The sequence below is a fragment of the uncultured Cellulomonas sp. genome (genome assembly GCF_963527515.1).
GTDB lineage: Bacteria > Actinomycetota > Actinomycetes > Actinomycetales > Cellulomonadaceae > Cellulomonas.
Genome location: NZ_CAURTV010000055.1, coordinates 1 through 22,717, shown reverse-complemented (window position 1 = coordinate 22,717; position 22,717 = coordinate 1). Strand labels below are relative to the sequence as shown.

Below are 22,717 nucleotides of genomic sequence, written 5' to 3'. Positions count from 1 at the left end.
GCCCGGGTGCGCGCCAACGCCGCGGCCGCCGCGGCGGCCGCTGCCGGGGGCGGCACGTCCGCTCCGGCACCGGTCGTCAAGCCGACCGCCCCGTCGCTGGCGAGCCTGCGCAACCCGCAGGCGCGCCTGCTCGGCCTGTACACCCCGCAGGCGCCGTTCAGCTGGGCGGAGACCGACTCCGTCTCCGAGAAGATCAGCCAGCAGCCGACGGTGACCGGCTACTTCCAGGGCTGGGACGGCGCGTTCCGCCCGGACGCCGTCACGCGGTCGTGGGAGAAGGGCACGATGCCCATGCTCACCTGGGAGTCGCGGCCCATGCTGGCCGGCAACGACCAGGCCGAGGACCCCGACTACTCGCTCCCCCGCATCACCGCCGGGGCGTTCGACGACTACCTGCGTCAGTACGCCCGGGACGTCACCGCCCTCGGCCTGCCGATGGCCATCCGTCTCGACCACGAGATGAACGGCAGCTGGTACCCGTGGGCGGAGAAGAACGTCAAGGGGACGTCGAACAACGGCAACAACCCCGGGGACTTCGTCGCCATGTGGCGCCACGTGCACGACATCTTCGAGGCGGAGGGCGCCAACGAGTACGTGCTGTGGGTCTGGTCCCCCAATATCGTCAACACGATGCCCAGCTGGCAGCAGGACGGCGCGTACCTGGCCAGCCTCTACCCGGGCGACGAGTACGTCGACTGGGTCGGCCTGTCCGGCTACTACCGCCCGCCGTACAAGGCGGACCAGACGCCGACGTTCGACTACACGTTCGGCAGGTCGCTCGCCCAGCTGCGGGCGCTGACCGGCAAGCCGATCTACCTCGCCGAGATCGGGGCCTCCGAGACCGGCGGCGACAAGCCCACCTGGGTCGCCGACCTGTTCGACGCCCTGGCCCGACCGGAGAACGCCGACATCCGCGGGTTCGCCTGGTTCAACCACGCCGTGACCACCATCAGCGGCGGCGAGCGCATCACCAACGACTGGCGGATCGAGTCCCGTGCGGACTCCCTCGCTGCGTTCGTCGACGGCCTGCACGACCCGGCCTCCGGGTTCGCCACTTCCCTCACCACCACACAGGAGCCGTGATGTCCGACCACCAGAGCGACCTGACCGTCGCCGATCTCTTCCCCCGCTCGACCTTCGCCGCCGACGGCCCCGCCCCGCGCATCGCGGTGCTCGGTACCGGCTACCTCGGCGCCACCCACGCCGTGGCCATGTCCCAGCTGGGCATGGAGGTGGTGGGCGTCGACACCGACCCGAACAAGGTCGCGATGCTCACCGCGGGCAAGGTCCCGTTCTTCGAGCCCGGCCTGCCCGAGCTGCTCACCGAGCAGCTGGCCACCGGTCGCCTGCGGTTCACCACCGACGTCGCCGAGGCGGTGGGCTGGGCGGACGTGCACTTCGTGTGCGTCGGCACCCCGCAGTCCAAGACGAGCCACGCCGCGGACCTGCGCTTCGTCGAGGCTGCGACCACCTCGATCGCCCAGAACCTGACGCACGACGCGCTCATCGTCGGCAAGTCGACGGTGCCGGTCGGGACCGGTGCCCGGCTGCGCGAGCTCGTCGCCGCGGCGGTGCCGGCCGGCATCCGTGCCGAGCTGGTCTGGAACCCGGAGTTCCTGCGCGAGGGCAAGGCGGTCCAGGACACCCTGCACCCCGACCGCATCGTCCTGGGTGGCACGACGCCCGACTCCGAGGCGCTCCTGCGCCGTGTCTACGCCGGACCGATCGCCGAGGGCAGTCCCGTCGTGGTCTGCGACCTGCCCACGGCCGAGCTGGTCAAGGTCTCCGCCAACGCGTTCCTGGCCACGAAGATCTCGTTCATCAACGCGATCTCCGCGGTCTGCGAGGCCGCCGGAGCCGACGTCAAGGTCCTCGCGGACGCTCTGGGCCACGACGTCCGGATCGGGCGGCAGTTCCTCGACGCCGGTCTCGGCTTCGGCGGCGGCTGCCTGCCCAAGGACATCCGCGCCCTCATGCACCGGGCCAACGAGCTCGGTGCGCACCAGGCCTCGGCCCTCCTCCAGCAGGTGGACGAGATCAACATGGGCCAGCGCTCCCGGGTGATCGAGCTCGCGCTGGAGGCCTGCGGCGGCTCCGTGCTCAACCGCCGTGTGGGCGTGCTCGGGGCGGCGTTCAAGCCGCACACCGACGACGTGCGGGACTCCCCCGCGCTCAACGTGGCGGCCGCGCTGCACCTGCGCGGCGCACAGGTCACCGTGTACGACCCCGAGGCCGGCGACACCGCGCGCTCCAGCTTCCCGACGCTCGGCTACGCGACCGGCGTGGACGAGGCCGTCGAGGGTGCCGACGTGGTGCTGGTCCTGACGGAGTGGGACGAGTTCGTCGACGCGGAGCCCGCGCGCCTCGCCCGGCTGGCCCACCACGCGTCCGTCATCGACGCCCGCGGCAAGCTCGACGCCGCGCGGTGGCGTGCGGCCGGCTGGTCCTTCCGTGGGCTCGGGCGGGCCGCGGCCTGACCCGCAGCACCTGAGTGACAGGAAGGCCCCGACGTGCACGCGTCGGGGCCGTCCTGTCGCCCGCACCGATCCGGACCACGTCGCGTCGGCGTGCCGCGTGGCGACAGCCAGGCAGCAGGACCCGACGCGCCGTCAGTGGTGGTGGTGGGGTGTCCGCAGGCGGCGGACCGGTGACACCATGAGCGCGCCGGAGCGAGGAGGTCACCGACATGTCCCCCAGCACGACCGTCACCATCGACACGGACGACCCCGCGGCGCCCGACGTCCTCCCCCTGCTCGACGAGCACCTGGCGGACATGCGCGCCACCTCGCCCCCGGAGTCGGTCCATGCGCTCGACCCCGCGGCGCTCTCAAGACCCGGCATCACGTTCTGGACCGCCCGTGGCGAGGACGGCCTCGTGCTCGGGTGCGCCGCCCTCAAGGAGCTCGGGTCGACGGACGGTGAGCTCAAGTCGATGCGCAGCACCGCGGCTGCGCGCGGACGCGGGGTCGGCTCCACGCTGCTGGCGCACGTGCTCGCCGTAGCAGCCCACCGCGGCCTGCGCACGGTCTTCCTCGAGACCGGGACCCAGGACTACTTCGCGCCCGCACGCCGGCTGTACGAGCGCACCGGGTTCGTGCCGTGCCCGCCGTTCGCGGACTACGTGCCCGACCCGCACAGCGCGTTCTACCGGCTCGAGCTCACCGCGCCAGCCGTGCTCGCCACCGGCTCCACGGCGGCGCCACCTCCCAGTTGAGCCGCAGCGTCCGCCACGCCCGGTCGAACCGCCGCACGCGCTGGGCGTGACCGCGCAGCGAGCGCGCGGACACCCCGACGCGCAGCGCCGGGTCCAGGCGGATCCGTCGTCCGGGTCCGAGCGCGAAGGCCAGGTCGAGGTCGTCGTGCACCTCGGGGTCGTCGCGACACACCTGCGAGCGGACCTCCAGCCAGGACCGTCGGCGCACGGCCATCGAGGAGCCCCACAGAGCCGTGTGCCCGAGTGCCAGGTGGGCCAGGACGTAGTAGGCGCCGAGGTAGATGCCGGACACGGGTCCCTGCAGCACCCGCGGCAGGTCGAAGAACTGGCCGGAGCCCGTCACCGCGTCCAGGTCCGGGTCCGCACGCATGCACTCCGCGACGCGCTCGACCCACCGCGTGTCGGGGCGGGAGTCGGCGTCGAGCCGCGCGATCACGTCCCCGCCCGCACAGTCGTAGCCCGCGGCCGCGGCCGCGGGGATGCCGATGCGCGGCTCCGTCACCACCCGGGCGCCCCACGCCGCCGCGACGGCCGCGGTGTCGTCGGACGAGCCGTTGTCCACCACGACCACCTCCCACGGCGCGACGGTCTGCGCCGCCAGCCGGGCCAGGCACTCGGCCAGCGCGACGGCGTCGTCGCGTGCCGGGATCACGACCGACACCGTGGGCAGCGACCCCCTCATGCGCGCCTGGCCACGACGAGCGCCGTCACCGTGCAACCGACCAGCGCCGCGGCCAGGTCGCCGACCGTGTCCCCGTACCCCACCTGGATGCTGCGGTCCAGGAACGTGTTGCCCGCCCACTCCCCCAGCTCCCACAGCACGGCGAGCACCGCCCCGAGGCCGACGACGAGCACCCCCCTCTCGCTGCCCGACCGGGGCGGGCCGACCACTCCCCAGACCTGGAGCGCGCGGGCTGCGAGCACCGCGATCAGGGCCGTCACCACGGCGTGCGCGACGACGTCCAGCCAGGCGACCGACGCGTACCAGTCGAGCTGAGCGGCCCAGGCCGACAGGAGCAGCGCGCTGCAGTAGGCGACGTCGAGGGCACGTGGCGCGTCGATCGCGCGCGGCACCGTCGTCCCGCCGAGCACCAGCAGGAACAGCGCGGTCGCGACGGCACCGCCGTGCCAGGTGCCGACGACGACGCTCAGCAGAGCCAGCGCACGGACGGCGTCCCCCGCCCGCAGCGGGCCGCGCCACGGTGAGGGCGCCGGGCGACGCCAGGCCGTGAGCGGATGTGTCATGCCATGCGTCCTCCGCGTCGGTCAGGGGGCGACGAACCCGATCGCCTTGTGGCTGCCGTCGCAGAACGGCGCGATCGCTGACGACCCGCACCGGCACAGGGCGATGGTGCGCCGACGCCGCTCGATCGGCACGCCGGCGCCGTCGACCAGCTCGACGTCACCACGCACGAGCAGCGGCCCGTTCGGGCACGCCTCGATCGTCGCCGGCTGCGGTGCGCGCTCGGTCATGCCGCACGCAGCGAGGAGGATCCCGCAGACCACGCGGCCAGCAGGTGCTCCCCGACCAGGTCGTCGAGGTACAGGCAGGCGGCAGCTCCGAACAGGATGTCGGGGACCAGCTCCGGCTCGAGCTCACCCAGCGCGCCGGCCAGGTCCCGGCCGGCGATCTGCTCGTGCACGGCGTCGGCCTCGACGTGCTCGTCGAAGTACTCGGTGGTGCCCGCGTCGTGGCCGAGCCGACGGAACCCGTCCCCGTACAGCCGGTTGGGCAGCGACGACGTCATCTCGAACGCAGCCAGGTGCCCGGCGATCGCGCCGCGCAGACGCCGGTGCAACCCCAGCAGGGACATGAGGTTGAGGGCCGCGAGCGTGACGGCGGGCAGCCGGTCCACGTAGTAGCCGTACTCGTCGACCAGGCCGGCGCCACGCATGGTGCGGGCGAACAGGGCGCTGTGCATGCGCTCCGGACGCCCCCCGCCGTACTCGTCGGACTGGACCTCGACGAGCGCCGCCTTGGGCACGCCCGACAGTCGCGGGATGGCCCACGTGTGCGGGTCGGCCTCCATCAGCTGGTAGATCGACCGGTGGACGAGGAACTCCCCGGCCTGGGTGGCGTCCGCCTGCTTCGCGACGTACCGGGCGACGCTCGGACCGGGACCCGGAGCCGTCATGGCGAACAGCGCGCCCGCGACGGCCTCGCGCTCCGCGGGGACGCCGGTCGGCACGGGCACCCGCCCGCGCAGGGCGGCCTCGAACGCTCCCTCCAGGACCCCGCGCAGGCGCAGCAGGTCCGGGTCCCACTCCCAGGCGTCGTCGACGCCCTCGAAGCCGCGGTAGTGCAGCGCGTACAGCGTCCAGAGCGTGAGCTGGAGATCGTCGTCCGCCAGCGGGTCGGCCGACGCTGCCACGGTGTCTCGCCAGCGCGCGAGGACGTCGTCGCCGAGGTCGTGCGCGCCGTGCGGCGGGTGGACCAGCAGATCCGTGAGGGCTGTCCCCAGCGGGCCCCGCGGCGCGGGCAGCTTCATGGTCGAGCTCCGTCCTGGCACGTGCACCTGCCCAGTTCTGGAGCAGTCGTCCAGGATCACGGTCGCACGGGACCGACGATGCGCAACCGGAGCAGCGCTGCCGTCAGGGACGAGCGATCCGGTGCAGGGTGACGTCATCGAGCCGGCCGTCGGTGACCGCCGCCGTCAGGAAGGTCGCGAAGGGCTGCCGCCGCCGGTCGGTGGGCGAGCCCGGGTTGAGCAACCGCATCCCGGCCGGCGTCACCGAGTCCCACGGGATGTGGCTGTGCCCGAACACGAGCACGTCGAGGTCGGGGTGATCGGCGTCGCACCGCAGCTCTCGGCCGGTAGCCGGCCCCGTCTCGTGCACGACGCCGAGCCGCACCCCGTCGAGCTCCACGCGCGCCACCAGCGGCAGCCGCTCGCGCAGCGGCGGGCCGTCGTTGTTCCCGTGGCAGCCGACGAGCCGACGGGCGCGGGCGTCCAGGGCGGACAGGAAGCCCTCGCTCACCCAGTCGCCGGCGTGCACGACGACGTCGGCGGCGTCGACGGCGGCCCAGACCGGCGCCGGCAGGTCACGCGCGCGGCGCGGCACGTGCGTGTCCGCGAGCAGAACGAGTCGCACGGGCATCCCCTCCTCACCTCCCACCGACGGTAGGACGTCCCGTCCAGAGGCGCCCGCGGCACGGGCGGCGTACGGTCGGGCCGTCAGGGTGAGGCAGCCCGCACTGGCCGACGCCGGACGATCGCTCGACGGTCCGGCGTGCAGACCTGACCGCTGGAGGCCGGCCGATGAGCTCCCACGACACCAGCAGCACGCGCAGCACCGAGAAGGACGCCGCGCCGGCTCCCGAGGACCCGCGCAAGCCCGACTCGCCTGACGACATCACCAAGCCGTCCTGGCTCTACGTGGCGCGCAAGACGCTGCGCGAGTTCCTCAAGGACCAGTGCACGGACCTCGCCGCGGCCCTGACCTACTACGCGGTACTGGCCATCGCCCCGGCGCTGCTGGCCGTCATCTCGATCCTCGGCCTCGTCGGCGACCCGCAGAAGATGGTCACCGACGTCCTGAAGATCGCCTCGGACCTCGGCGTGTCCTCGGTCGACGACACGGTCAAGCCGATCGTGGAGCAGCTCACCGAGTCGCCCGCGGCCGGCTTCGCGCTGGTGTTCGGCCTGGTCCTGGCCCTGTGGTCCGCGTCCGGGTACGTCGCCGCGTTCAGCCGCGGCATGAACCGGATCTACGAGATCGACGAGGGCCGCCCCATCTGGAAGCTGCGTCCCGTGCTGCTCCTCGTGACGCTGGTGCTCGTGGTCATCGCCGTCGTCATCGTGACGGCCGTCGTGCTCTCCGGCGGCGTGGCCCGGTCCATCGGCGAGGCGATCGGGCTGAGCGACGTCACGGTCACGGTCTGGAACATCGCGAAGTGGCCGGTGATCGTCGCCCTGGTGGTCGTCGCGATCGCGATCCTCTACTACGCGACCCCGAACGTGCGGCAGCCGAAGTTCCGCTGGCTCAGCATCGGGGCCGTCGTCGCGCTGGTGGTGTGGGTGCTCGCGTCGGCGGGCTTCGGCTTCTACGTCGCCAACTTCGGCAGCTACGGCGACACCTACGGCTCGCTGGCGGGCGTGATCGTCTTCCTGCTCTGGCTGTGGATCACCAACCTCGCCCTGCTGTTCGGGGCGGAGCTGGACGCGGAGGTGGAGCGCGGGCGCCAGCTGCAGGGCGGGATCAAGGCGGAGGAGACCATCCAGCTCCCGCCGCGGGACACGCGAGCGAGCGAGAAGAAGCAGGCCCAGCAGGAGGAGGACGTCCGGCGGGGTCGGGCGCTGCGTGAGTCGCGGGGCACCGAGCACCCGGACGACGACCGCTCCTGACGCCGCACCGGCAAGTCTCGTATTCCGACCTGCCGTGTCCACAATAAGAGACGGTGCTGTCGCCCGCGCCCGCCGACGGCCATCCTCGTCACATGCAGACCCTCCGCGCCGCCTCGACGTGCTGTCGCGTCGTGGCGTCCGCGCGCCCCTGCTGTCCGCGGAACGTCTGAACCCGGCCCTCGTCCTGCGGCCGAGCGTTCGACGCCCGGTCCCCGTCGCTCCGCTCGACGGCCAGGCGTGACGCGCGCCGCACCCCGTCCCCGCGGAGGAACCGCCTCATGGCGTCCACCCAGCCCTGCGCCACCCCGTCGTTGCCGGCGGCTGCGCGGCGATGTCGTCCCTGACGACCGCGCCCGCACCGACCTCGCGACCCCCAAGGACCTGACATGACCGCCCGTCCCGCTCGCCTGACCTCTGCCCTGCTCGCCGCCGGCCTCGTGGCCGCCCTGGCCGCCTGCTCCTCCTCGGCCGCGCAGGACTCCCCCGCCGAGGACTCCTCGGCTGCCTCGACGGCAGGCGCCGAGGCGCCCGAGCTGCGCCTGGGCTACTTCGCCAACCTCACGCACGCCGTCGCACTGGTGGGTGTCGACGACGGCACGTTCCAGGACACGCTCGGGGACACCACGCTCACGACGCAGATCTTCAACGCCGGGCCGGCCGCGGTCGAGGCACTCTTCGGCGGGGCGATCGACGCGACGTTCATCGGCCCGAACCCGGCCATCAACGCGTTCGCGCAGTCCGAGGGCGACGCCATCCGCATCGTCTCCGGAGCCACGTCCGGCGGAGCGCAGCTGGTGGTGCGCGACGGCATCGAGTCTCCCGAGGACCTCGTCGGCGCCACGCTCGCCACCCCGCAGCTGGGCAACACCCAGGACGTCGCGCTGCGCGCCTGGCTCGCCGAGGAGGGGCTGGAGACGTCGCTCACCGGCGGGGCGAGCGACGTGACGATCGCACCGCAGGAGAACTCGCAGACGCTGGACCTGTTCAAGGCCGGGGAGCTGGACGGGGCGTGGCTGCCCGAGCCGTGGGCCTCCCGGCTCGTGGTGGACGCGGGCGCGCACGTGCTGCTCGACGAGAAGGAGCTGTGGCCGGACGGTGACTTCGTCACCACCCACCTGATCGTCGCCACGGAGTTCCTCTCCGAGTACCCCGGCACCGTGAAGAAGCTGCTGGAGGCCGGGTACACGACGTCGGAGTGGATCGCGGCCAACCCCGACGAGGCCAAGACGCTGTCCAACACGGTCATCGAGAAGCTGAGCGGCAAGCCGCTGTCCCCTGAGGTGCTGGACCGGGCATGGGCGAACCTGCGCATCACGCTCGACCCCGTCGCGTCGAGCCTGCAGACCTCCGCCGACCACGCGGTGGCGGCGAGCACGTCCAAGGAGACGGACCTGCACGGCATCTACGACCTCACCCTGCTCAACGAGGTGCTGGCCGAGCACGACCAGGAGCCGGTCTCCGACGCCGGGCTCGGGGCGTCGGGCAAGTGACGAGCACCGTGACGGCGGCCGGCGGCCAGGGCTCTGCAGCCCCGGCCGCCGTCGCGGCACGCCTGACCGGGGTGACGCACCACTTCGGGGAGGCGTCGCGGCCCCCGGTGCTCGACCGCATCGACCTCACCGTGGCGCCCGGCGAGTTCGTCTGCCTGCTCGGCGCGTCCGGCTGCGGCAAGTCCACCCTGCTGTCCCTGGTGGCCGGGCTGGACCAGCCGGTCGCCGGGACCGTCGAGGTGCCGGGCGGCCGGCCGGCCCTGATGTTCCAGGAGCCCGCCCTCTACCCGTGGCTGACCGCCGCCGGGAACGTGGAGCTCGCCCTGCGTCTGCGGGGCGTGGCCCGCGCAGAGCGCCGCGCCGAGGCCCAGCGCCTGCTCGCGCTCGTGCGGCTCGACGGCGCCGGTCCCAAGCGGGTGCACGAGCTGTCGGGCGGCATGCGGCAACGCGTCGCCCTGGCACGCGCGCTGGCTCAGGAGGGCGACCTGCTCCTCATGGACGAGCCGTTCGCCGCGCTCGACGCCATCACCCGTGACGTCCTGCACGAGGAGCTCACCCGCATCTGGCGGGAGACCGGACGCGCCGTCCTCTTCGTGACGCACAACGTGCGCGAGGCCGTCCGGCTCGGGCAGCGGGTCGTCCTGCTCTCCTCGCGACCCGGGCGGGTCGCACGGGAGTGGGCGGTCGACATCCCCCAGCCGCGCCGCATCGAAGATCCCGACGTGTCCCGGCTCAGCGCCGAGATCACCGAGGACCTGCGACAGGAGATCGCCCGCCATGGCCACTGAGACGACCGCGCCGCCGACGCCTCCGGCACGCAGGACCACGGACGACGACCTCGCCGCAGGTCTCGACGCCCTCGAGACGCCCGTCGAGACGCCGCGCAGCTCCGCCTGGCGCGCCACGTGGCGTGCCGTCTGGCCGGTGCTCGCCGCCCTCGGCGCGGTGCTGGTGGTGTGGCAGGTGGCCTACCTGCTCGAGCTCAAGCCGCCGTACGCGCTGCCCAGCCCGGCGGACACCTGGCAGACCCTGCTGGGCACGATCCAGGACGGCTCCGCGTGGCGCGCGGTCACGCTAAGCGTCCAGCGGGCCGCCATCGGCTTCGCGATGTCCGTCGTCGTCGGGGTCGCGATCGGCGTCGCGCTGGCCGCGTCCTCGCTCCTGCGGCGCGCATTCGGCCCGATCATCACCGGTCTGCAGTCGCTCCCCTCGGTGGCCTGGGTCCCTGCGGCGATCATCTGGTTCCAGCTCACCGACGCCACCATGTACGCGGTCATCCTGCTCGGCGCGGTGCCGTCGATCGTCAACGGGCTGCTCGCGGGCACGGACCAGGTCCCGCCGCTGTTCCTGCGCGTCGGCCAGGTGCTGGGCGCCACCGGCTGGAGCCGGATCCGGCACGTGCTCCTGCCCGCCGCGCTGCCCGGGTTCCTCGGCGGCCTCAAGCAGGGCTGGGCGTTCGCATGGCGCTCGCTCATGGCCGCCGAGCTCATCGTCCAGACCGGGCTCGGCACCGGGCTCGGCCAGATCCTCGACCTGGGCCGCGTGACCAGCGACATGTCCCTGGTCATCGCCTCGATCGGGCTGATCTTCCTCGTGGGCATCGTCATCGAGCTCGTGGTCTTCGCGCCCCTGGAGCGGCACGTGCTGCACTCCCGCGGGCTGACCGGGCAGGTGTCGAGCCGCTAGCCGTCCACCCGGCTCCGCTGCGACGGCAGGCAGGCACTCGCCTGCGCCGCCGCCGCGATGCCCTCAGTCGGGCGGCTCGATCGACCCGACGTCTCCGGCGGCGATGCTGTCCGGCGTGTCCCGAGGAGCCTGGACGTCGGGCTCGCCGGGCCCGTCCGCCGGCACCGGCTCGTCGATCGGTCGCGGGTCGTCCGCGGGCAGGTCGGTGAAGTCCGGACCGTCCGGGACGCGGCCCGGGTCGGGGATGGGGTTGCTCACGGTGCACCTCCACGGCTGCTGGGACAGCGAACGTAACGCCGGGAGGATGCGCGCGCACGGCGTGCGACGTGCGGCAGCCGGGGCGAGAGTGGTGCTCGACTCCACTCGACAACCCGATGACCACCCGACGATCGGAGCACCTGATGAGCGACCAGCCCACGGCCCGGACCCCCGACGACGACACCCCCGCGCTGCGCGCCTCGACGCCCCAGCACGGCCCGACCGACGAGGGCGAGAACCAGGACGTCGCGGCCGAGAAGATCTACCCGACCGACCCGACGGGGCAGGACCCCGCATGACGCGGGAGCTCACCGCGGTCGTGCTCGTCGGGACCCTCACGCCCTCCCCCGCGCCGTCCAGCAGCGAGCTGCTCGGCCGCCAGGTCCTCGACGCCCTCGCGCCGCACGGCGTGACGGGGACCGTCGTGCGGCTGGTCGACCACGACGTGCGACCCGGCGTCCAGACCGACATGGGCCACGGCGACGCGTGGCCCGCGATCCGGGCGCAGATCCTGGCGGCGGACATCCTGGTGGTCGCCACGCCCATCTGGATGGGCCAGCCGTCGTCCGTGACCAAGCGCGCGCTGGAGCGGCTGGACGCGGAGCTGTCGGAGAAGGACGACGAGGGCCGCCTGCTCACCTACGGCAAGGTCGCGGCGGTCGCGGTCGTCGGCAACGAGGACGGGGCGCACCACACCAGTGCGGAGATCTTCCAGGCCCTCAACGACGTCGGCTTCTCGCTCGCCGCCGGTGCCGTGACGTACTGGGTCGGGCGCGCGATGGAGGGCGTCGACTACCAGGACCTCGAGGAGACGCCGGAGGCGGTCGCCGCGACGACCGCCTCCCTCGCGTCGAACACCGTCCACCTCGCCCGGCTGCTGGCGGGCGCGCAGTACCCGCCGTCCTGAGGCCTCAGCTCAGCAGCGAGCGGGCGCGGCGCGCCGCCCCCTCGATGACGTGCAGACCTCGCGACCCCGTGGTCGGGCCGTTCTTCTCCATCCGCTCCGCGAGCCTGCGGGCGAGGGACCCGACCACGGGCAGCAGGACGGCGGCGATCACGAAGACGCGCACACGCTTGAACAGGAATGCCCACATGGTGACCTCCGGTCATCGGGGGATGTACGACGGGACGGCAACGATCAGAAGACGGGCTTGCCACCGGTGACGCCGAGCACCGTCCCGGACACGTAGGACGCCGTCGAGTCCGCGGCCAGGAACACGAACGCCGGGGCGACCTCGGCCGGCTGGCCCGCCCGACCGAGCGGCGTGTCCGAGCCGAACTTCTCGATCTTCGCGGGCAGCTGGGTGGCGGGCTGCAGAGGCGTCCAGATCGGGCCTGGCGCCACGGCGTTCACACGGATCCCGCGCGACCCCACCTCGGCCGCCAGGTTCACCGTGAAGTTGTTGATGGCCGCCTTGGTCGACGCGTAGTCCAGGAGCGTCTCGGACGGCTGGTAGGCCTGGATCGAGGAGTTGTTGATGATGACGCTGCCCTCCTCCAGGTGCTCCAGGGCGGTCTGGGTGACCCAGAACAGCGCGTAGAGGTTCGTCTTGAACGTGCGGTCCAGGTCCTGCGACGTGATGTCCGCGATCGACTCCCGCCTGGCCATCTGGTACCCCGCGTTGTTCACCAGGATGTCCAGGCCGCCGAGCTCGGTCGCCGCGCGGACCACCGCCGCGCGGGCCGCCTGCTCGTCGCACAGGTCGGTCGGGATGAGCACGCACGTCCGGCCGGCCTCCTCGACCAGCCGCGCGGTCTCGTCCGCGTCGGGCTGCTCCTGCGGCAGGTAGACGATCGCCACGTCGGCACCCTCGCGGGCGTAGGCGAGGGCGACCGCACGGCCGATGCCGGAGTCGCCGCCGGTGATGAGAGCCCGCCGGCCGGTCAGCAGGCCGTGGCCCTCATAGCTCGACTCCCCGTGGTCCGGCGTCGGGTCCATCGGCGCGGTGAGGCCGGGTGGCTGCTGCTGCTGGGCGGGGAACTGCTGGTCCTGCTCGCTCACGGTCGCTCCTGCGGGTCGGTCACCTGCGCCGGCTCCTTCGGTCGCACCCCATGGTCAGCCCGCCTGCAGAGGCGTGCATCCCGGGGACGGCGAGAGCGGCCCACCGGACGGTGGGCCGCTCTCTGCCGCTGCGTCAGCGGCGGCGGCCGGAGCCGGCCACGATGGCCACGCCGATGGCGGCGAGGACCACCTGGAACAGCAGCTCGATCCAGTCGATGCCGTCGGTCGTCTGCACCCCGACGAGGCCCGCGAGCCAGGTGCCGAGGAGCGCCGCGACGATGCCGACGATGATCGTGACGAGGATGGAGATGTTCTGCTTGCCTCGCACGAGCAGTCGGCCGAGGACGCCGATGATGGCGCCGATGATGATGGCGGAGATGATTCCTGCGGGGGTCATGAGTGAACTCCTCGGTGTCAAGATGCGCCGATTCCGACGCCGAGTGAATCTAGGGGCATTTCGGGCGGTCCGCGCGTTGAAACGAAAGGCACCCTCGGGGTTGAGCATCCGCATCGGCACGTCTGGCTGGTCCTACGACCACTGGGAGAACGTCCTCTACCCGGCCGGGCTCCCGTCCTGGGAGCGCCTGGGCCGGTACGTCCAGGAGTTCGACACCGTCGAGCTCAACGCGAGCTTCTACCGCTGGCCCCGCGACGCGACGTTCGCCGGCTGGCGTCGGCGGCTGCCTGACGGCTTCGGCATGTCGGTGAAGGCGTCGCGGGGCCTGACCCATGCCAAGCGGCTGTACGGACCGGAGGCGTGGTCGGAGCGCATGGCGCGGTCGTGGCACGAGCTCGGGGACCGGCGCGAGGTGCTGCTGGTGCAGCTGCGCCCGGACCAGGAGCGCGACGACGCCCGGCTCGACTGGTTCCTGGGCACGCTCCCCGACTGGGTGCGGGTCGCCGTCGAGCTGCGCCACCCCTCCTGGCAGCACGACGAGGTCGTCGCGCTGCTCGAGCACCACCAGGCCGCCTCCGTCGTGATGAGCGGTGCACACCTGCCGTGCGTGCTGCGCGCGACCGCGCCGACCGTCTACGTCCGCCTGCACGGCCCGGACCACGATCACCTCTACGGCGGCTCCTACTCCGACGACGACCTGCGGTGGTGGGCGGACCGGATCCGCGAGTGGTCGGCCGACGGTCGCGACGTCCTCGTCTACTTCAACAACGACGGGGGCGGCAACGCGGTGCGCAACGCTCGGACGCTGCGCTGGACGCTCGGCGTCTGACCTGGGGATCCGTCTGTCGGCGCGCGCCGCGGCCGTACCCGTCCTACGCTCGCTTCTCGCACGGAGCCCCGACGAGGAGGTCGAGATGCACAGCGACGACAGGATCGTCCACGACACCGGTGACGACGGCCCGGTGATCCACGAGGTCGAGGTGGAGGTCGAGGAGACCGACGCCGAGAAGATCAAGGCCGACGGCATCGACGAGTCGAACGTCGACCGCCGCTAGGACCCGCACGACGGAGGCGCCGGCCCCTGAGGGGTCGGCGCCTTCCTCCTGTCCGGTGGCCGCCGGGGTGGGGCCGCTGGCACGCTGGGCGCATGGACCCACCGGACGGCATCGCCGGCGTCTTCGACCGCGCGGCCGACACCTACGACGCGGTAGGCCCCCCGTGGGCCCGCCCGATCGCCCGCCGGCTCGTGACCGAGCTCGACGTCCGACCGGGCGAGCGCGTGCTCGACGTCGGCTGCGGCCGCGGTGCCGCGCTGGCGCCCCTGGCCGACGCGGTCGGCCGCACGGGTCACGCCCTCGGCATCGACCTCGCACCGCGGATGGTGCAGCTCACCGCCCGCGACCTGGCGGACCTGCCGCAGGTCGACGTCCGGATCGGCGACGCCCGCGCGCCGGACCTCGCTCCCGGGTCGTTCGACGTCGTCGCGGCGTGCCTGGTGCTCTTCTTCCTGCCGGACCCGGCGGCCGCCCTCCGAGCGTGGGCCGACCTGCTCGTCCCCGGCGGGCGCATCGGCGTGACCACCCTCGGCGAGAAGGACCCCGGGTGGGCGACCGTGGACAGGCTCTTCGAGCCGCACCTGCCACCCGCGCTCGTGGCGGCCCGCGCCCGAGGTCTCCGCGGACCGTGCGCCTCCGACTCCGGGATGGAGCAGCTGTACCAGGACGCCGGGCTCATGGACGTGCGCACCGTCAGGGACCAGGTCAGCGTCGACTTCCACGAGCCCGAGGAGTTCGTCGCGTTCTCCTGGTCGCACGGCCAGCGCTCGATGTGGGAGGCCGTTCCGCAGGACGCCCACGCTCGCCTGCGCGAGGAGGTGCTGGCCGAGATCGGTCGGCAGCGCGACGCGTCGGGTCGCGTCACGTTCGTGCAGAACGTGCGGCACACGTTCGGCGTGCGTCCCTGACCGCGTGCGTACGCCCGCAGTGAACCGCGGACTATCGAGGCCGCCGACGGCGCTGGACCGGGAGTGGACGAGGAGCCCCTGGACGCCTACTCGCGCACGGTCGTCGCCGTCGCGGAGTCCGTGCTGCCCAGCGTCGCCAGCCTGAGCGTGCGCACCCCGCGTGGCACGGGCGCGGGGAGCGCCAGCGTGATCACCACCGACGGCTACCTGCTCACCAGCGCGCACGTCGTGGCGGGTGCGACCGTCGCCGAGGCGGCGTTCACCGACGGGACCACGGTGCGGGCCGACGTCGTCGGGCGCGACCCGCTGTCCGACCTCGCCGTCCTGCTCGCCCGCGGGGACGTCCCCGCACCCGTGACCCTGGGCGACGCTGCCGGCCTGCGGGTCGGCCAGCTGGTGATCGCGCTCGGCAACCCGCTCGGTCTCGCGGGAAGCGTGACCGCGGGGATCGTCTCCGCCCTGGGCCGGTCCCTGCCGACGGCCGCGGGGCGCGTGGTGGACGAGGTCGTGCAGACCGATGCCGCGCTCAACCCCGGCAACAGCGGAGGCGTCCTCGCCGACAGCTCCGGGCGCATGGTCGGGGTCAACACGGCGCTCGCGGGCATCGGGGTGGGCCTGGCCGTGCCCATCAACGCCACGACCCGGGAGATCATCACCACCCTCATGACCCACGGGAGGGTGCGCCGGGCGTGGCTGGGCATCGCCGGGACGCAGGTGCCTCTGCCACCGCACCTCGCGGAGCGCCTCGGCTCGCCCACCGGGCTGCAGATCTCCGGGGTGGCCGCCGGCAGCCCGGCGGCGCAGGCCGACCTGCACCGCGGGGACATCGTCGTCGAGCTCGACGGCAGTCGGGTCGTGACCGCGACCGCGGTGCAGAAGCTCATGGTGGAGGACGCCATCGACCGCCGCATCGAGGTGACGGTCTGGCGCAACGGCGCCCTGGTCGACGTGCTGGTGTTCCCCCGCGAGCTCGCCGTGCCCTGAGCCCCCCCGCTTTCGCTGCGTGCCGCGCGCGAGTAAGAACGAGGTGGCGCCACGAGGACGTGGCCCGCTGCCGGCAGGACGGGGACCGACGTGCGCAACCAGGTGCAGCTGATCGCGTACGCCGACCGGCTGGGCGGGGACCTGCCCGGTCTGACCAGGCTGCTGCGGGGCCCGTTCGCCGGCGCCTTCGGCGGCGTGCACGTGCTGCCGTTCTTCACGCCGTACGACGGCGCCGACGCCGGCTTCGACCCGGTGGACCACACGGCCGTCGACCCGCGCCTCGGCACCTGGGACGACGTGCGGGAGCTGGGCCGCACCCACGACACCGTGGTCGATCTCATCGTCAACCACGTCTCCGCGCAGTCCCCGGCGTTCGCCGACGTCCGCGCCCGCGGTGACGCGTCCGAGCACGCCGGCATGTTCCTGACGATGTCCTCGGTGTTCCCCGCCGGCGCCACCGAGGACGACCTGACCCGCATCTACCGGCCACGACCCGGCCTGCCGTTCACTCCCGTGCGGCTCGGCGACCGGCTGCGGTACGTCTGGACGACGTTCACGCCGCAGCAGGTGGACATCGACGTGCACTCCCGGGCCGGGGCCGCGTACCTGAGCTCCGTCCTCGACGCGGTCGCCGACGCGGGCGTCTCCCTGGTGCGGCTCGACGCGGTCGGGTACGCGGTCAAGACGCCCGGCACGACCTGCTTCATGACCCCGGACACGTTCGCGTTCATCGAGCGGTTCACGCAGCAGGCGCGTGCGCGCGGGGTCGACGTGCTGGTCGAGGTCCACTCCTACTACCGGCGCCAGGTCGAGATCGGCCGGTCGGTCGACCTGGTGTACGACTTCGCCCTGCCGCCCCTGGTGCTGCACGCGCTGTACACCGCCGACGGCTCGGTGCTGGCCCGGTGGCTGGTGGAGCGGCCGACCAACGCCGTCACCGTGCTGGACACGCACGACGGCATCGGGGTGATCGACGTCGGCCCGGACCAAACGGTGCAGCCCGGCGATGATCCTCGGCCCGGGCTGCTCGACCCCGCGCAGATCGACGCCCTGGTGCAGGGCATCCACGCCCGCACGCACGGCGCGTCGCAGCGGGCCACGGGCGCGGCGGCGTCGAACCTCGACCTCTACCAGGTCAACTCGACGTTCTACGACGCCCTCGGTGGCGACGACCACGCGTACCTCGCGGCCCGCGCCCTCCAGCTGTTCACCCCGGGGATCCCGCAGGTCTACTACGTCGGGGCGCTCGCCGGTGGCAACGACCTGGACCTGCTCGAGCGGACGGGTGTCGGCCGGGACATCAACCGGCACCGGTACACAGCGGACGAGCTCGACGCCGCCCTGGCGCGGCCCGTCGTCGCCGCGCTGCTGGCCCTGTGCCGGTTCCGGAACACGCTGCCGGCGTTCGACGGGGACGTCGAGGTGGGGCTCGACGGGTCGGTGCTCACCCTGACGCGCCGGGGCGTCGCCGAGCCCGGAGCGACCGCGCGTCTGACCGTCGACCTCGCCGACGCCTCGGCGACGATCGACTGGACGGCCCCCTCGGGTGTGACCGGACGCACGACCGACCTCCTGCTGACACCCCCGTAGGGTTGCCCGGAGCGACAGGACGGAGCAGGAGCACATGAAGGAACAGCTGGGTCGGGTCCTCGAGGAGGTGCTCCGCCGCAACCCCGGGGAGCGCGAGTTCCACCAGGCGGTGCGCGAGGTCTTCGACAGCCTGGAGCCGGTGCTGCGCAAGAACCCGCAGTACGTGGACGCGGCGGTCCTCGAGCGCCTGTGCGAGCCCGAGCGGCAGATCATCTTCCGGGTCCCGTGGGTCGACGACGACGGCGTCGTGCACACCCACCGCGGCTTCCGCGTCGAGTACAACTCGGCGCTCGGCCCGTTCAAGGGCGGTCTGCGCTTCCACCCCTCGGTGAACCTCGGCATCGTGAAGTTCCTCGGCTTCGAGCAGGTGTTCAAGAACTCGCTGACCGGCATGCCCATCGACGGTGGCAAGGGCGGCGCCGACTTCGACCCGCGGGGACGCTCGCAGGGCGAGGTCATGCGGTTCTGCCAGTCGTTCATGACCGAGCTGTACCGCCACCTGGGCGAGCACACGGACGTCCCGGCCGGCGACATCGGCGTGGGTGCGCGGGAGATCGGGTACCTGTTCGGCCAGTACAAGCGCATCACCAACCGCTACGAGTCGGGGGTGCTCACCGGCAAGGGCCTGACGTGGGGCGGCTCGCTGGTCCGCACCGAGGCCACCGGCTACGGCGCGGTGCTGTTCGCGGAGCGCATGCTGGGGACGAACGGTCTGGCGTTCGACGGCCGCCGCGTGGTGGTCTCGGGCTCGGGCAACGTCGCGCAGTACGCGATCCAGAAGGCGCAGCAGCTCGGCGGGCGCGTCGTCGCCTGCTCCGACTCCACGGGCTACGTGCTGGACGAGCGCGGCATCGACCTGGCGCTGCTGCAGCAGACCCGGGAGGTCGAGCGGCTGCCCGTCTCGATCTACGCGGAGCGCCGCGGCGCCACCTTCGTGCCGGGACGCCGCGTCTGGGAGGTCGGCGCCGAGGTCGCGCTGCCCTGCGCCACGCAGAACGAGCTGGACGAGGACGACGCCGCCGCCCTGCTCACCTCCGGTGTCCTCGCCGTCTCCGAGGGGGCCAACATGCCCACGACGCCGCAGGCCGTCGCGCTGCTCCGCGGGGCCGGCGTGCTGTTCGGACCGGGGAAGGCGGCCAACGCCGGCGGCGTCGCCACCTCGGCGCTCGAGATGCAGCAGAACGCGAGCCGCGACGCGTGGTCGTTCGGGTACACCGAGGAGCGGCTGGCGGGGATCATCGGGTCGATCCACGACCGCTGCCTTGCCACCGCCGACGAGTACGACTCCCCCGGGAACTACGTGCTCGGCGCCAACGTCGCGGGCTTCACCAAGGTCGCCGACGCGATGCTGGCCCTCGGTGTGGTCTGACGGATGCCCCGCGCCCGCCCTCCGACGGAGCCGGGTGAAAGCGCCGACTCACCCGTGGCCGGCCTTCTCCGGTGTCGGTGACCACCCCTAACGTGGGCAAAACGGGCACCGCGACCACGCGGTGCCCGTCCATCCGAGGGGGCACTCCATGATCCGTCCGCGCACACCACTGCTCGCCGCCGCGCTCGCCGGCGCCGCGTTCCTGGGCTCCGCCGGCGCCGCCGCCGCCTGCCCGCTCGACGCGCGGGCCGACCCGACCACGTGGGAGTACGACGGCGTGTACGACTGCACGAAGGTGAAGGTCGGGCACGGCGTGCGCACGTACACCAAGCCGTCCCCGATCGCCTTCGTCGCCATCAAGACCGGGAAGACCTACTTCGTGAGCGACCTCGGCGACGCCAACGAGGGCGACCGCACGTACACGTTCGACAAGCCCATCGCGTTCGTCATCTCGTGCGAGTTCACGGACGCGTAGCCGCGGTGCCGGCCTCCCGCGCAGCGGCCTCGAGCCGCTCGCGGTAGGCCGGCCAGTCGATCGCCGGGATGTTCGGGTCGTCGGGCCGTCGACCGACGACCCCGTCGATCAGCTCCCGCACGATGTCGGCGTGCCCCGCGTGCCGCGCCGTCTCGACGCACACGTGCACCAGGATCTGGTGCAGGGTGACGTGACGGTGCTCCTCCCCCCACCAGGGCACGTCCCCGGGGGCGTCGAGAGGCAGCGCCTGGACCGTCGCGTCGCTGTGCTCGGCCGAGTAGTGGTGCAGCGCCACGACCTGCTCCCGGGTCTCGTCCGGGGTCGCCCACATGTCCGCGTTCACCTCGGCGTCGTCCGCGAACCAGGGCAGGTCACGGTCGGCGGGCCGGCCGAAGACCTCGCCGAGATAGCCGAGCTCGACGCTGGCGACGTGCTTCACCAGACCCAGCAGGTTGGTTCCCGTCGGCGTCATCGGCCGTCGGGCGTCGTACTCGTCCAGGCCGTCGAGCTTGCTGAGCAGGCCCGCCCGCTGGGTGCGCAGGTAGTCGAGGAGGGTGTCCTTGTCGTCCATCGGGCCACTATCCCGCGGACTGCGAGCAGGGTGCGAGGGGTGTGCGAGGTGCGCCTCCCACCCTGGGACCGTCCCGCGCGGGCACCCGCCCGCCGCACCGACCGGAGGAACGATGAGCACCACCACGCAGTCCACCACCGCCTCGGCGAGCGACCTGTTCGAGGTCCCCGCGCACGACGCCGGCGTCGACGACTTCTCGACGCGCGTCGTCGCGGCGACCCTCGGCGCGATGGAGGTCCTCGCCCTGCACCTGGGCCGGACCCTCGGCTGGTACGACGCGCTGATCGACGAGGGGCCCCTGACCTCGGTCGAGCTGGCACGGCGCACCGGAACCCAGGAGCGGTACGCCCGCGAGTGGCTCGAGCAGCAGGCCGTGGGCGGCTGGCTCCGGGTCGACGACGCAGGTGCCCCGGCGCAGGAGCGGCGGTTCCACGTGGCCCCGGGCGCCGTCGAGGTGCTGCACGACGCCGACAGCCCCGCCCACACCGCGCCGCTGGCCGGCTTCGCGGTCGCGGCAGGTCGCCGGTTCGACGATCTCGTGCACGCGTACCGCCACGGTGGCGGGGTGAGCTGGGCACAGCTGGGACCCGACGCGCGGACCGCACAGGCCGCGTTCAACCGCCCGCTGTTCCTGCACCAGCTCGCCCAGGAGATCGTGCCGACGCTGCCCGACCTGCACGCGCGCCTGCTGGCCTCCGCACGCGTCGCCGACGTGGGCACGGGTGAGGGCTGGTCGTCCATCGGCCTGGCCCGCGCGTTCCCGACGGCGACCTTCGAGGGGTTCGACGTCGACGAGCCCTCGGTCGCGGCGGCGCGTCGGCACGCCGCAGCGCACGCGGTGGAGGACCGGGTCACCTTCTCCACCGTCGACGCCGCGGACCTGCGCGTGTCGAGAGCCCGCGACTTCGACGTGGTGATGGCCTACGAGTGCGTGCACGACATGCCCGACCCCGTCAGCGTCCTCGCAGCGATGCGGGCGATGGTCCGGGAGGACGGGTACGTGCTCGTGATGGACGAGCGCACGGCGGAGACGTTCGGTGCCCCGGGCGACCTGGTCGAGCGGCTGCTGTACGGCTTCTCGCTGCTGTGCTGCCTGCCCGACGGGCTCTCGGCACCGGGTGGTGTCGGCACGGGGACCGTCATGCGCCCCAGCGTGCTCGCGGGCTACGCGGAGCTGGCCGGGTTCTCGGGCGTCGAGGTGCTGCCGGTCGAGCACGAGATGTTCCGGTTCTACCGGCTGCTGCTGTAGCCGAGCTGCTGGCTCACACGCCCGGGCGCATCGCCGCCAGCGCCCGGCGTGCGGCCGCCTCGGGCTCCAGCGTGCCGCCGACGTCGGCCAGCTCCGCGAACCGGTCGGCGCCCAACCGGTGCTCGAGGTGCTCGCGCGCCACGTCCAGGCGCGCACGCTCCGCGCCGTAGCTCACCGACCCGCCCCCGCTCACGACCGCGCCCCACAGCTCCGCGGCCGCGGGGTCGGCGCCCACCCGCGCGAGCAGGTCGACGAGGTTGCGCAACGTGGTCACCAGGTGGGTCCGGTCGGCGCGGACCAGCCACCACCGGACCACCTCGTCGAACGCGGCGAGCGCCTCGGCGGGGTTGCCGTGCCGTGCCCGTACCGACGACGCCGACACCCGGGCGATGCCCCCGAGGAACGTGGAGCCCGCTCGTTCCGCCAGCTCGGCGGCACGCTCCAGGTGCGCCAGGGCAGCCGACGGCCGGTGCTCGATCTCGATCTCCCCCGCGCAGTAGGCGAGGTTGCCCACGATCGAGGGCCCGAGGTCGGGGAACCGAGCCAGCTCCGCGCGGGTGCGCGCCAGCCACTCGCGGGCCTCGTCGTACCGCCCGCCGTACGACGAGCACAGGACCGGGTAGCTGAGTCCCGCCATGAGGTAGTGCGGGTCGTCGTGCGAGCGTGCCAGCTCGGCGATCTGCGCGCCCGTCACTGCCGCGTCGTCCAGCCGGCCGTCGTAGAGGGCGACGTCGCCGACCACCTCGAGGGCGGCCATGCGCACGACGTCGTCGGTCGCCACCTCCAGCGCGCGACGGGCGCGGTGCTCCCCCGCCGCGAGCTCACCGCCGAGCACGAGCCGCGTGGCCACCGAGACCTGCGCCGCAGCTCCCGCCGGGTCGTCGTCGGGGAGCACCGGCCCCAGCCGCGCCGCCCACCCGAGGATCTCGTCGCTCATGGTCGCCAGGGCGTGCACGTGCAGCGAGCCTGTCAGCCGCGCAGCGAGCACCGGGTCCGCGCCGCGCGCCCAGGCGTGGGCCGCCCGCAGGTCCGCCACCTGCACGGTCAGCAGGGCCCGTGCCCCCGGCTCGGCCGACGTCCGCAGCGCCGCGTCCGCCTCCGCGGCGACCTGCCGGAACCAGGT

The 22,717-nt window shown here is 73.2% G+C and carries 28 protein-coding genes; 17 read left to right on the top strand and 11 right to left on the bottom strand.

What is annotated here, in order from left to right; genetic code table 11:
- The 3 genes from RYN42_RS12965 to RYN42_RS12955 all read left to right on the top strand — a co-directional run.
- A partial coding sequence (locus RYN42_RS12965; protein WP_315096730.1) for a glycosyl hydrolase occupies positions 1–1,083 on the top strand: 1,083 nt, incomplete at its 5' end.
- Positions 1,083–2,477 (top strand): UDP-glucose/GDP-mannose dehydrogenase family protein, encoded by a 1,395-nt coding sequence (locus RYN42_RS12960; RefSeq protein WP_315096728.1) that lies wholly within the window; start codon positions 1,083–1,085, stop codon positions 2,475–2,477. The genes RYN42_RS12965 and RYN42_RS12960, both read left to right, overlap by 1 nt.
- 209 nt (positions 2,478–2,686) lie before the next feature.
- On the top strand, positions 2,687–3,214 hold the full coding sequence (locus RYN42_RS12955) for a GNAT family N-acetyltransferase (RefSeq protein ID WP_315096727.1): 528 nt from the start codon (positions 2,687–2,689) through the stop codon (positions 3,212–3,214).
- Here the strand turns inward: RYN42_RS12955 and RYN42_RS12950 are convergent.
- The 5 genes from RYN42_RS12950 to RYN42_RS12930 all read right to left on the bottom strand — a co-directional run bounded on the left by RYN42_RS12950 (position 3,159) and on the right by RYN42_RS12930 (position 6,313).
- On the bottom strand, positions 3,159–3,866 hold the full coding sequence (locus RYN42_RS12950) for a glycosyltransferase family 2 protein (RefSeq protein WP_315096726.1): 708 nt from the start codon (positions 3,864–3,866) through the stop codon (positions 3,159–3,161). The genes RYN42_RS12955 and RYN42_RS12950 overlap by 56 nt on opposite strands.
- A 26-nt stretch (positions 3,867–3,892) precedes the next feature.
- Positions 3,893–4,459 (bottom strand): hypothetical protein, encoded by a 567-nt coding sequence (locus tag RYN42_RS12945; RefSeq protein WP_315096725.1) that lies wholly within the window; start codon positions 4,457–4,459, stop codon positions 3,893–3,895.
- A 21-nt stretch (positions 4,460–4,480) separates the two neighbouring features.
- Positions 4,481–4,687 carry a CDGSH iron-sulfur domain-containing protein gene (locus RYN42_RS12940; protein ID WP_315096723.1) on the bottom strand — a complete coding sequence of 69 codons (207 nt, stop codon included), beginning with the start codon at positions 4,685–4,687 and terminating at the stop codon, positions 4,481–4,483.
- Positions 4,684–5,703: an iron-containing redox enzyme family protein gene (locus tag RYN42_RS12935; RefSeq protein WP_315096722.1), complete on the bottom strand. Its 1,020-nt coding sequence runs from the start codon at positions 5,701–5,703 to the stop codon at positions 4,684–4,686. The genes RYN42_RS12940 and RYN42_RS12935 overlap by 4 nt, the downstream gene beginning before the upstream one ends.
- A 103-nt stretch (positions 5,704–5,806) precedes the next feature.
- Positions 5,807–6,313 carry a YfcE family phosphodiesterase gene (locus tag RYN42_RS12930; protein ID WP_315096720.1) on the bottom strand — a complete coding sequence of 169 codons (507 nt, stop codon included), beginning with the start codon at positions 6,311–6,313 and terminating at the stop codon, positions 5,807–5,809.
- 161 nt (positions 6,314–6,474) lie between these two features.
- Between RYN42_RS12930 and RYN42_RS12925 the strand changes: the two genes are divergently transcribed.
- From RYN42_RS12925 to RYN42_RS12910, 4 genes are all read left to right on the top strand, one after another.
- Positions 6,475–7,560 (top strand): YihY/virulence factor BrkB family protein, encoded by a 1,086-nt coding sequence (locus tag RYN42_RS12925; RefSeq protein WP_315096719.1) that lies wholly within the window; start codon positions 6,475–6,477, stop codon positions 7,558–7,560.
- A gap of 386 nt (positions 7,561–7,946) precedes the next feature.
- A complete protein-coding gene (locus RYN42_RS12920) occupies positions 7,947–9,050 on the top strand; it encodes an ABC transporter substrate-binding protein (RefSeq protein WP_315096718.1) in 1,104 nt (367 codons plus the stop codon).
- Positions 9,051–9,112: 62 nt separating this feature from the next.
- The gene (locus RYN42_RS12915) at positions 9,113–9,838 is read left to right on the top strand and encodes an ABC transporter ATP-binding protein (RefSeq protein WP_315096734.1); all 726 of its coding nucleotides are present in this window, start codon (positions 9,113–9,115) and stop codon (positions 9,836–9,838) included.
- On the top strand, positions 9,828–10,736 hold the full coding sequence (locus tag RYN42_RS12910; protein ID WP_315096717.1) for an ABC transporter permease: 909 nt from the start codon (positions 9,828–9,830) through the stop codon (positions 10,734–10,736). The genes RYN42_RS12915 and RYN42_RS12910 overlap by 11 nt, the downstream gene beginning before the upstream one ends.
- A 63-nt stretch (positions 10,737–10,799) precedes the next feature.
- Here the strand turns inward: RYN42_RS12910 and RYN42_RS12905 are convergent, their stop codons facing one another.
- Positions 10,800–10,994 carry a hypothetical protein gene (locus tag RYN42_RS12905; protein WP_315096716.1) on the bottom strand — a complete coding sequence of 65 codons (195 nt, stop codon included), beginning with the start codon at positions 10,992–10,994 and terminating at the stop codon, positions 10,800–10,802.
- A 143-nt stretch (positions 10,995–11,137) separates the two neighbouring features.
- Here RYN42_RS12905 and RYN42_RS12900 point away from each other — a divergent pair, with 143 nt between their 5' ends.
- Positions 11,138–11,293 carry a hypothetical protein gene (locus RYN42_RS12900; RefSeq protein WP_315096715.1) on the top strand — a complete coding sequence of 52 codons (156 nt, stop codon included), beginning with the start codon at positions 11,138–11,140 and terminating at the stop codon, positions 11,291–11,293.
- A complete protein-coding gene (locus RYN42_RS12895) occupies positions 11,290–11,901 on the top strand; it encodes an NAD(P)H-dependent oxidoreductase (RefSeq protein ID WP_315096713.1) in 612 nt (203 codons plus the stop codon). The genes RYN42_RS12900 and RYN42_RS12895 overlap by 4 nt, the downstream gene beginning before the upstream one ends.
- A gap of 4 nt (positions 11,902–11,905) precedes the next feature.
- Here RYN42_RS12895 and RYN42_RS12890 read toward each other — a convergent pair whose 3' ends face one another.
- The 3 genes from RYN42_RS12890 to RYN42_RS12880 form a co-directional block, all read right to left on the bottom strand.
- Entirely contained in the window at positions 11,906–12,088 is a 183-nt protein-coding gene (locus RYN42_RS12890; protein WP_315096711.1) for a hypothetical protein, read from the bottom strand.
- Between the two features lie 44 nt (positions 12,089–12,132).
- A complete protein-coding gene (locus RYN42_RS12885) occupies positions 12,133–12,933 on the bottom strand; it encodes an SDR family oxidoreductase (RefSeq protein ID WP_315096732.1) in 801 nt (266 codons plus the stop codon).
- A gap of 196 nt (positions 12,934–13,129) precedes the next feature.
- Positions 13,130–13,393: a GlsB/YeaQ/YmgE family stress response membrane protein gene (locus RYN42_RS12880; protein WP_146845046.1), complete on the bottom strand. Its 264-nt coding sequence runs from the start codon at positions 13,391–13,393 to the stop codon at positions 13,130–13,132.
- 100 nt (positions 13,394–13,493) lie between these two features.
- Here RYN42_RS12880 and RYN42_RS12875 point away from each other — a divergent pair, with 100 nt between their 5' ends.
- From RYN42_RS12875 to RYN42_RS12845, 7 genes are all read left to right on the top strand, one after another.
- On the top strand, positions 13,494–14,222 hold the full coding sequence (locus RYN42_RS12875) for a DUF72 domain-containing protein (protein ID WP_315096708.1): 729 nt from the start codon (positions 13,494–13,496) through the stop codon (positions 14,220–14,222).
- Positions 14,223–14,307: 85 nt separating this feature from the next.
- Positions 14,308–14,448, top strand: coding sequence for a hypothetical protein (locus RYN42_RS12870; protein ID WP_315096706.1), 141 nt, complete (start codon positions 14,308–14,310; stop codon positions 14,446–14,448).
- Positions 14,449–14,540: 92 nt separating this feature from the next.
- The gene (locus RYN42_RS12865; protein ID WP_315096704.1) at positions 14,541–15,356 is read left to right on the top strand and encodes a methyltransferase domain-containing protein; all 816 of its coding nucleotides are present in this window, start codon (positions 14,541–14,543) and stop codon (positions 15,354–15,356) included.
- 63 nt (positions 15,357–15,419) lie between these two features.
- Positions 15,420–16,340, top strand: a complete 921-nt coding sequence (locus tag RYN42_RS12860) for a trypsin-like peptidase domain-containing protein (protein WP_315096703.1) — start codon at positions 15,420–15,422, stop codon at positions 16,338–16,340.
- A gap of 90 nt (positions 16,341–16,430) precedes the next feature.
- A complete protein-coding gene (gene gtfA / locus RYN42_RS12855; protein ID WP_315096702.1) occupies positions 16,431–17,930 on the top strand; it encodes a sucrose phosphorylase in 1,500 nt (499 codons plus the stop codon).
- Positions 17,931–17,964: 34 nt separating this feature from the next.
- Positions 17,965–19,299: an NADP-specific glutamate dehydrogenase gene (gene gdhA, locus RYN42_RS12850; RefSeq protein WP_315096701.1), complete on the top strand. Its 1,335-nt coding sequence runs from the start codon at positions 17,965–17,967 to the stop codon at positions 19,297–19,299.
- A gap of 148 nt (positions 19,300–19,447) precedes the next feature.
- Positions 19,448–19,774, top strand: a complete 327-nt coding sequence (locus tag RYN42_RS12845) for a hypothetical protein (RefSeq protein WP_315096699.1) — start codon at positions 19,448–19,450, stop codon at positions 19,772–19,774.
- Here the strand turns inward: RYN42_RS12845 and RYN42_RS12840 are convergent.
- Positions 19,761–20,345 carry a DinB family protein gene (locus RYN42_RS12840; protein ID WP_315096697.1) on the bottom strand — a complete coding sequence of 195 codons (585 nt, stop codon included), beginning with the start codon at positions 20,343–20,345 and terminating at the stop codon, positions 19,761–19,763. The genes RYN42_RS12845 and RYN42_RS12840 overlap by 14 nt on opposite strands.
- Before the next feature lie 112 nt (positions 20,346–20,457).
- Here RYN42_RS12840 and RYN42_RS12835 point away from each other — a divergent pair, with 112 nt between their 5' ends.
- Positions 20,458–21,594: a class I SAM-dependent methyltransferase gene (locus tag RYN42_RS12835; RefSeq protein WP_315096694.1), complete on the top strand. Its 1,137-nt coding sequence runs from the start codon at positions 20,458–20,460 to the stop codon at positions 21,592–21,594.
- A 13-nt stretch (positions 21,595–21,607) separates the two neighbouring features.
- On the opposite strand, the gene RYN42_RS12830 is transcribed toward RYN42_RS12835, so the two are convergent.
- Positions 21,608–22,717 (bottom strand): hypothetical protein (locus RYN42_RS12830; protein WP_315096692.1); only part of this gene is annotated, 1,110 nt, incomplete at its 5' end.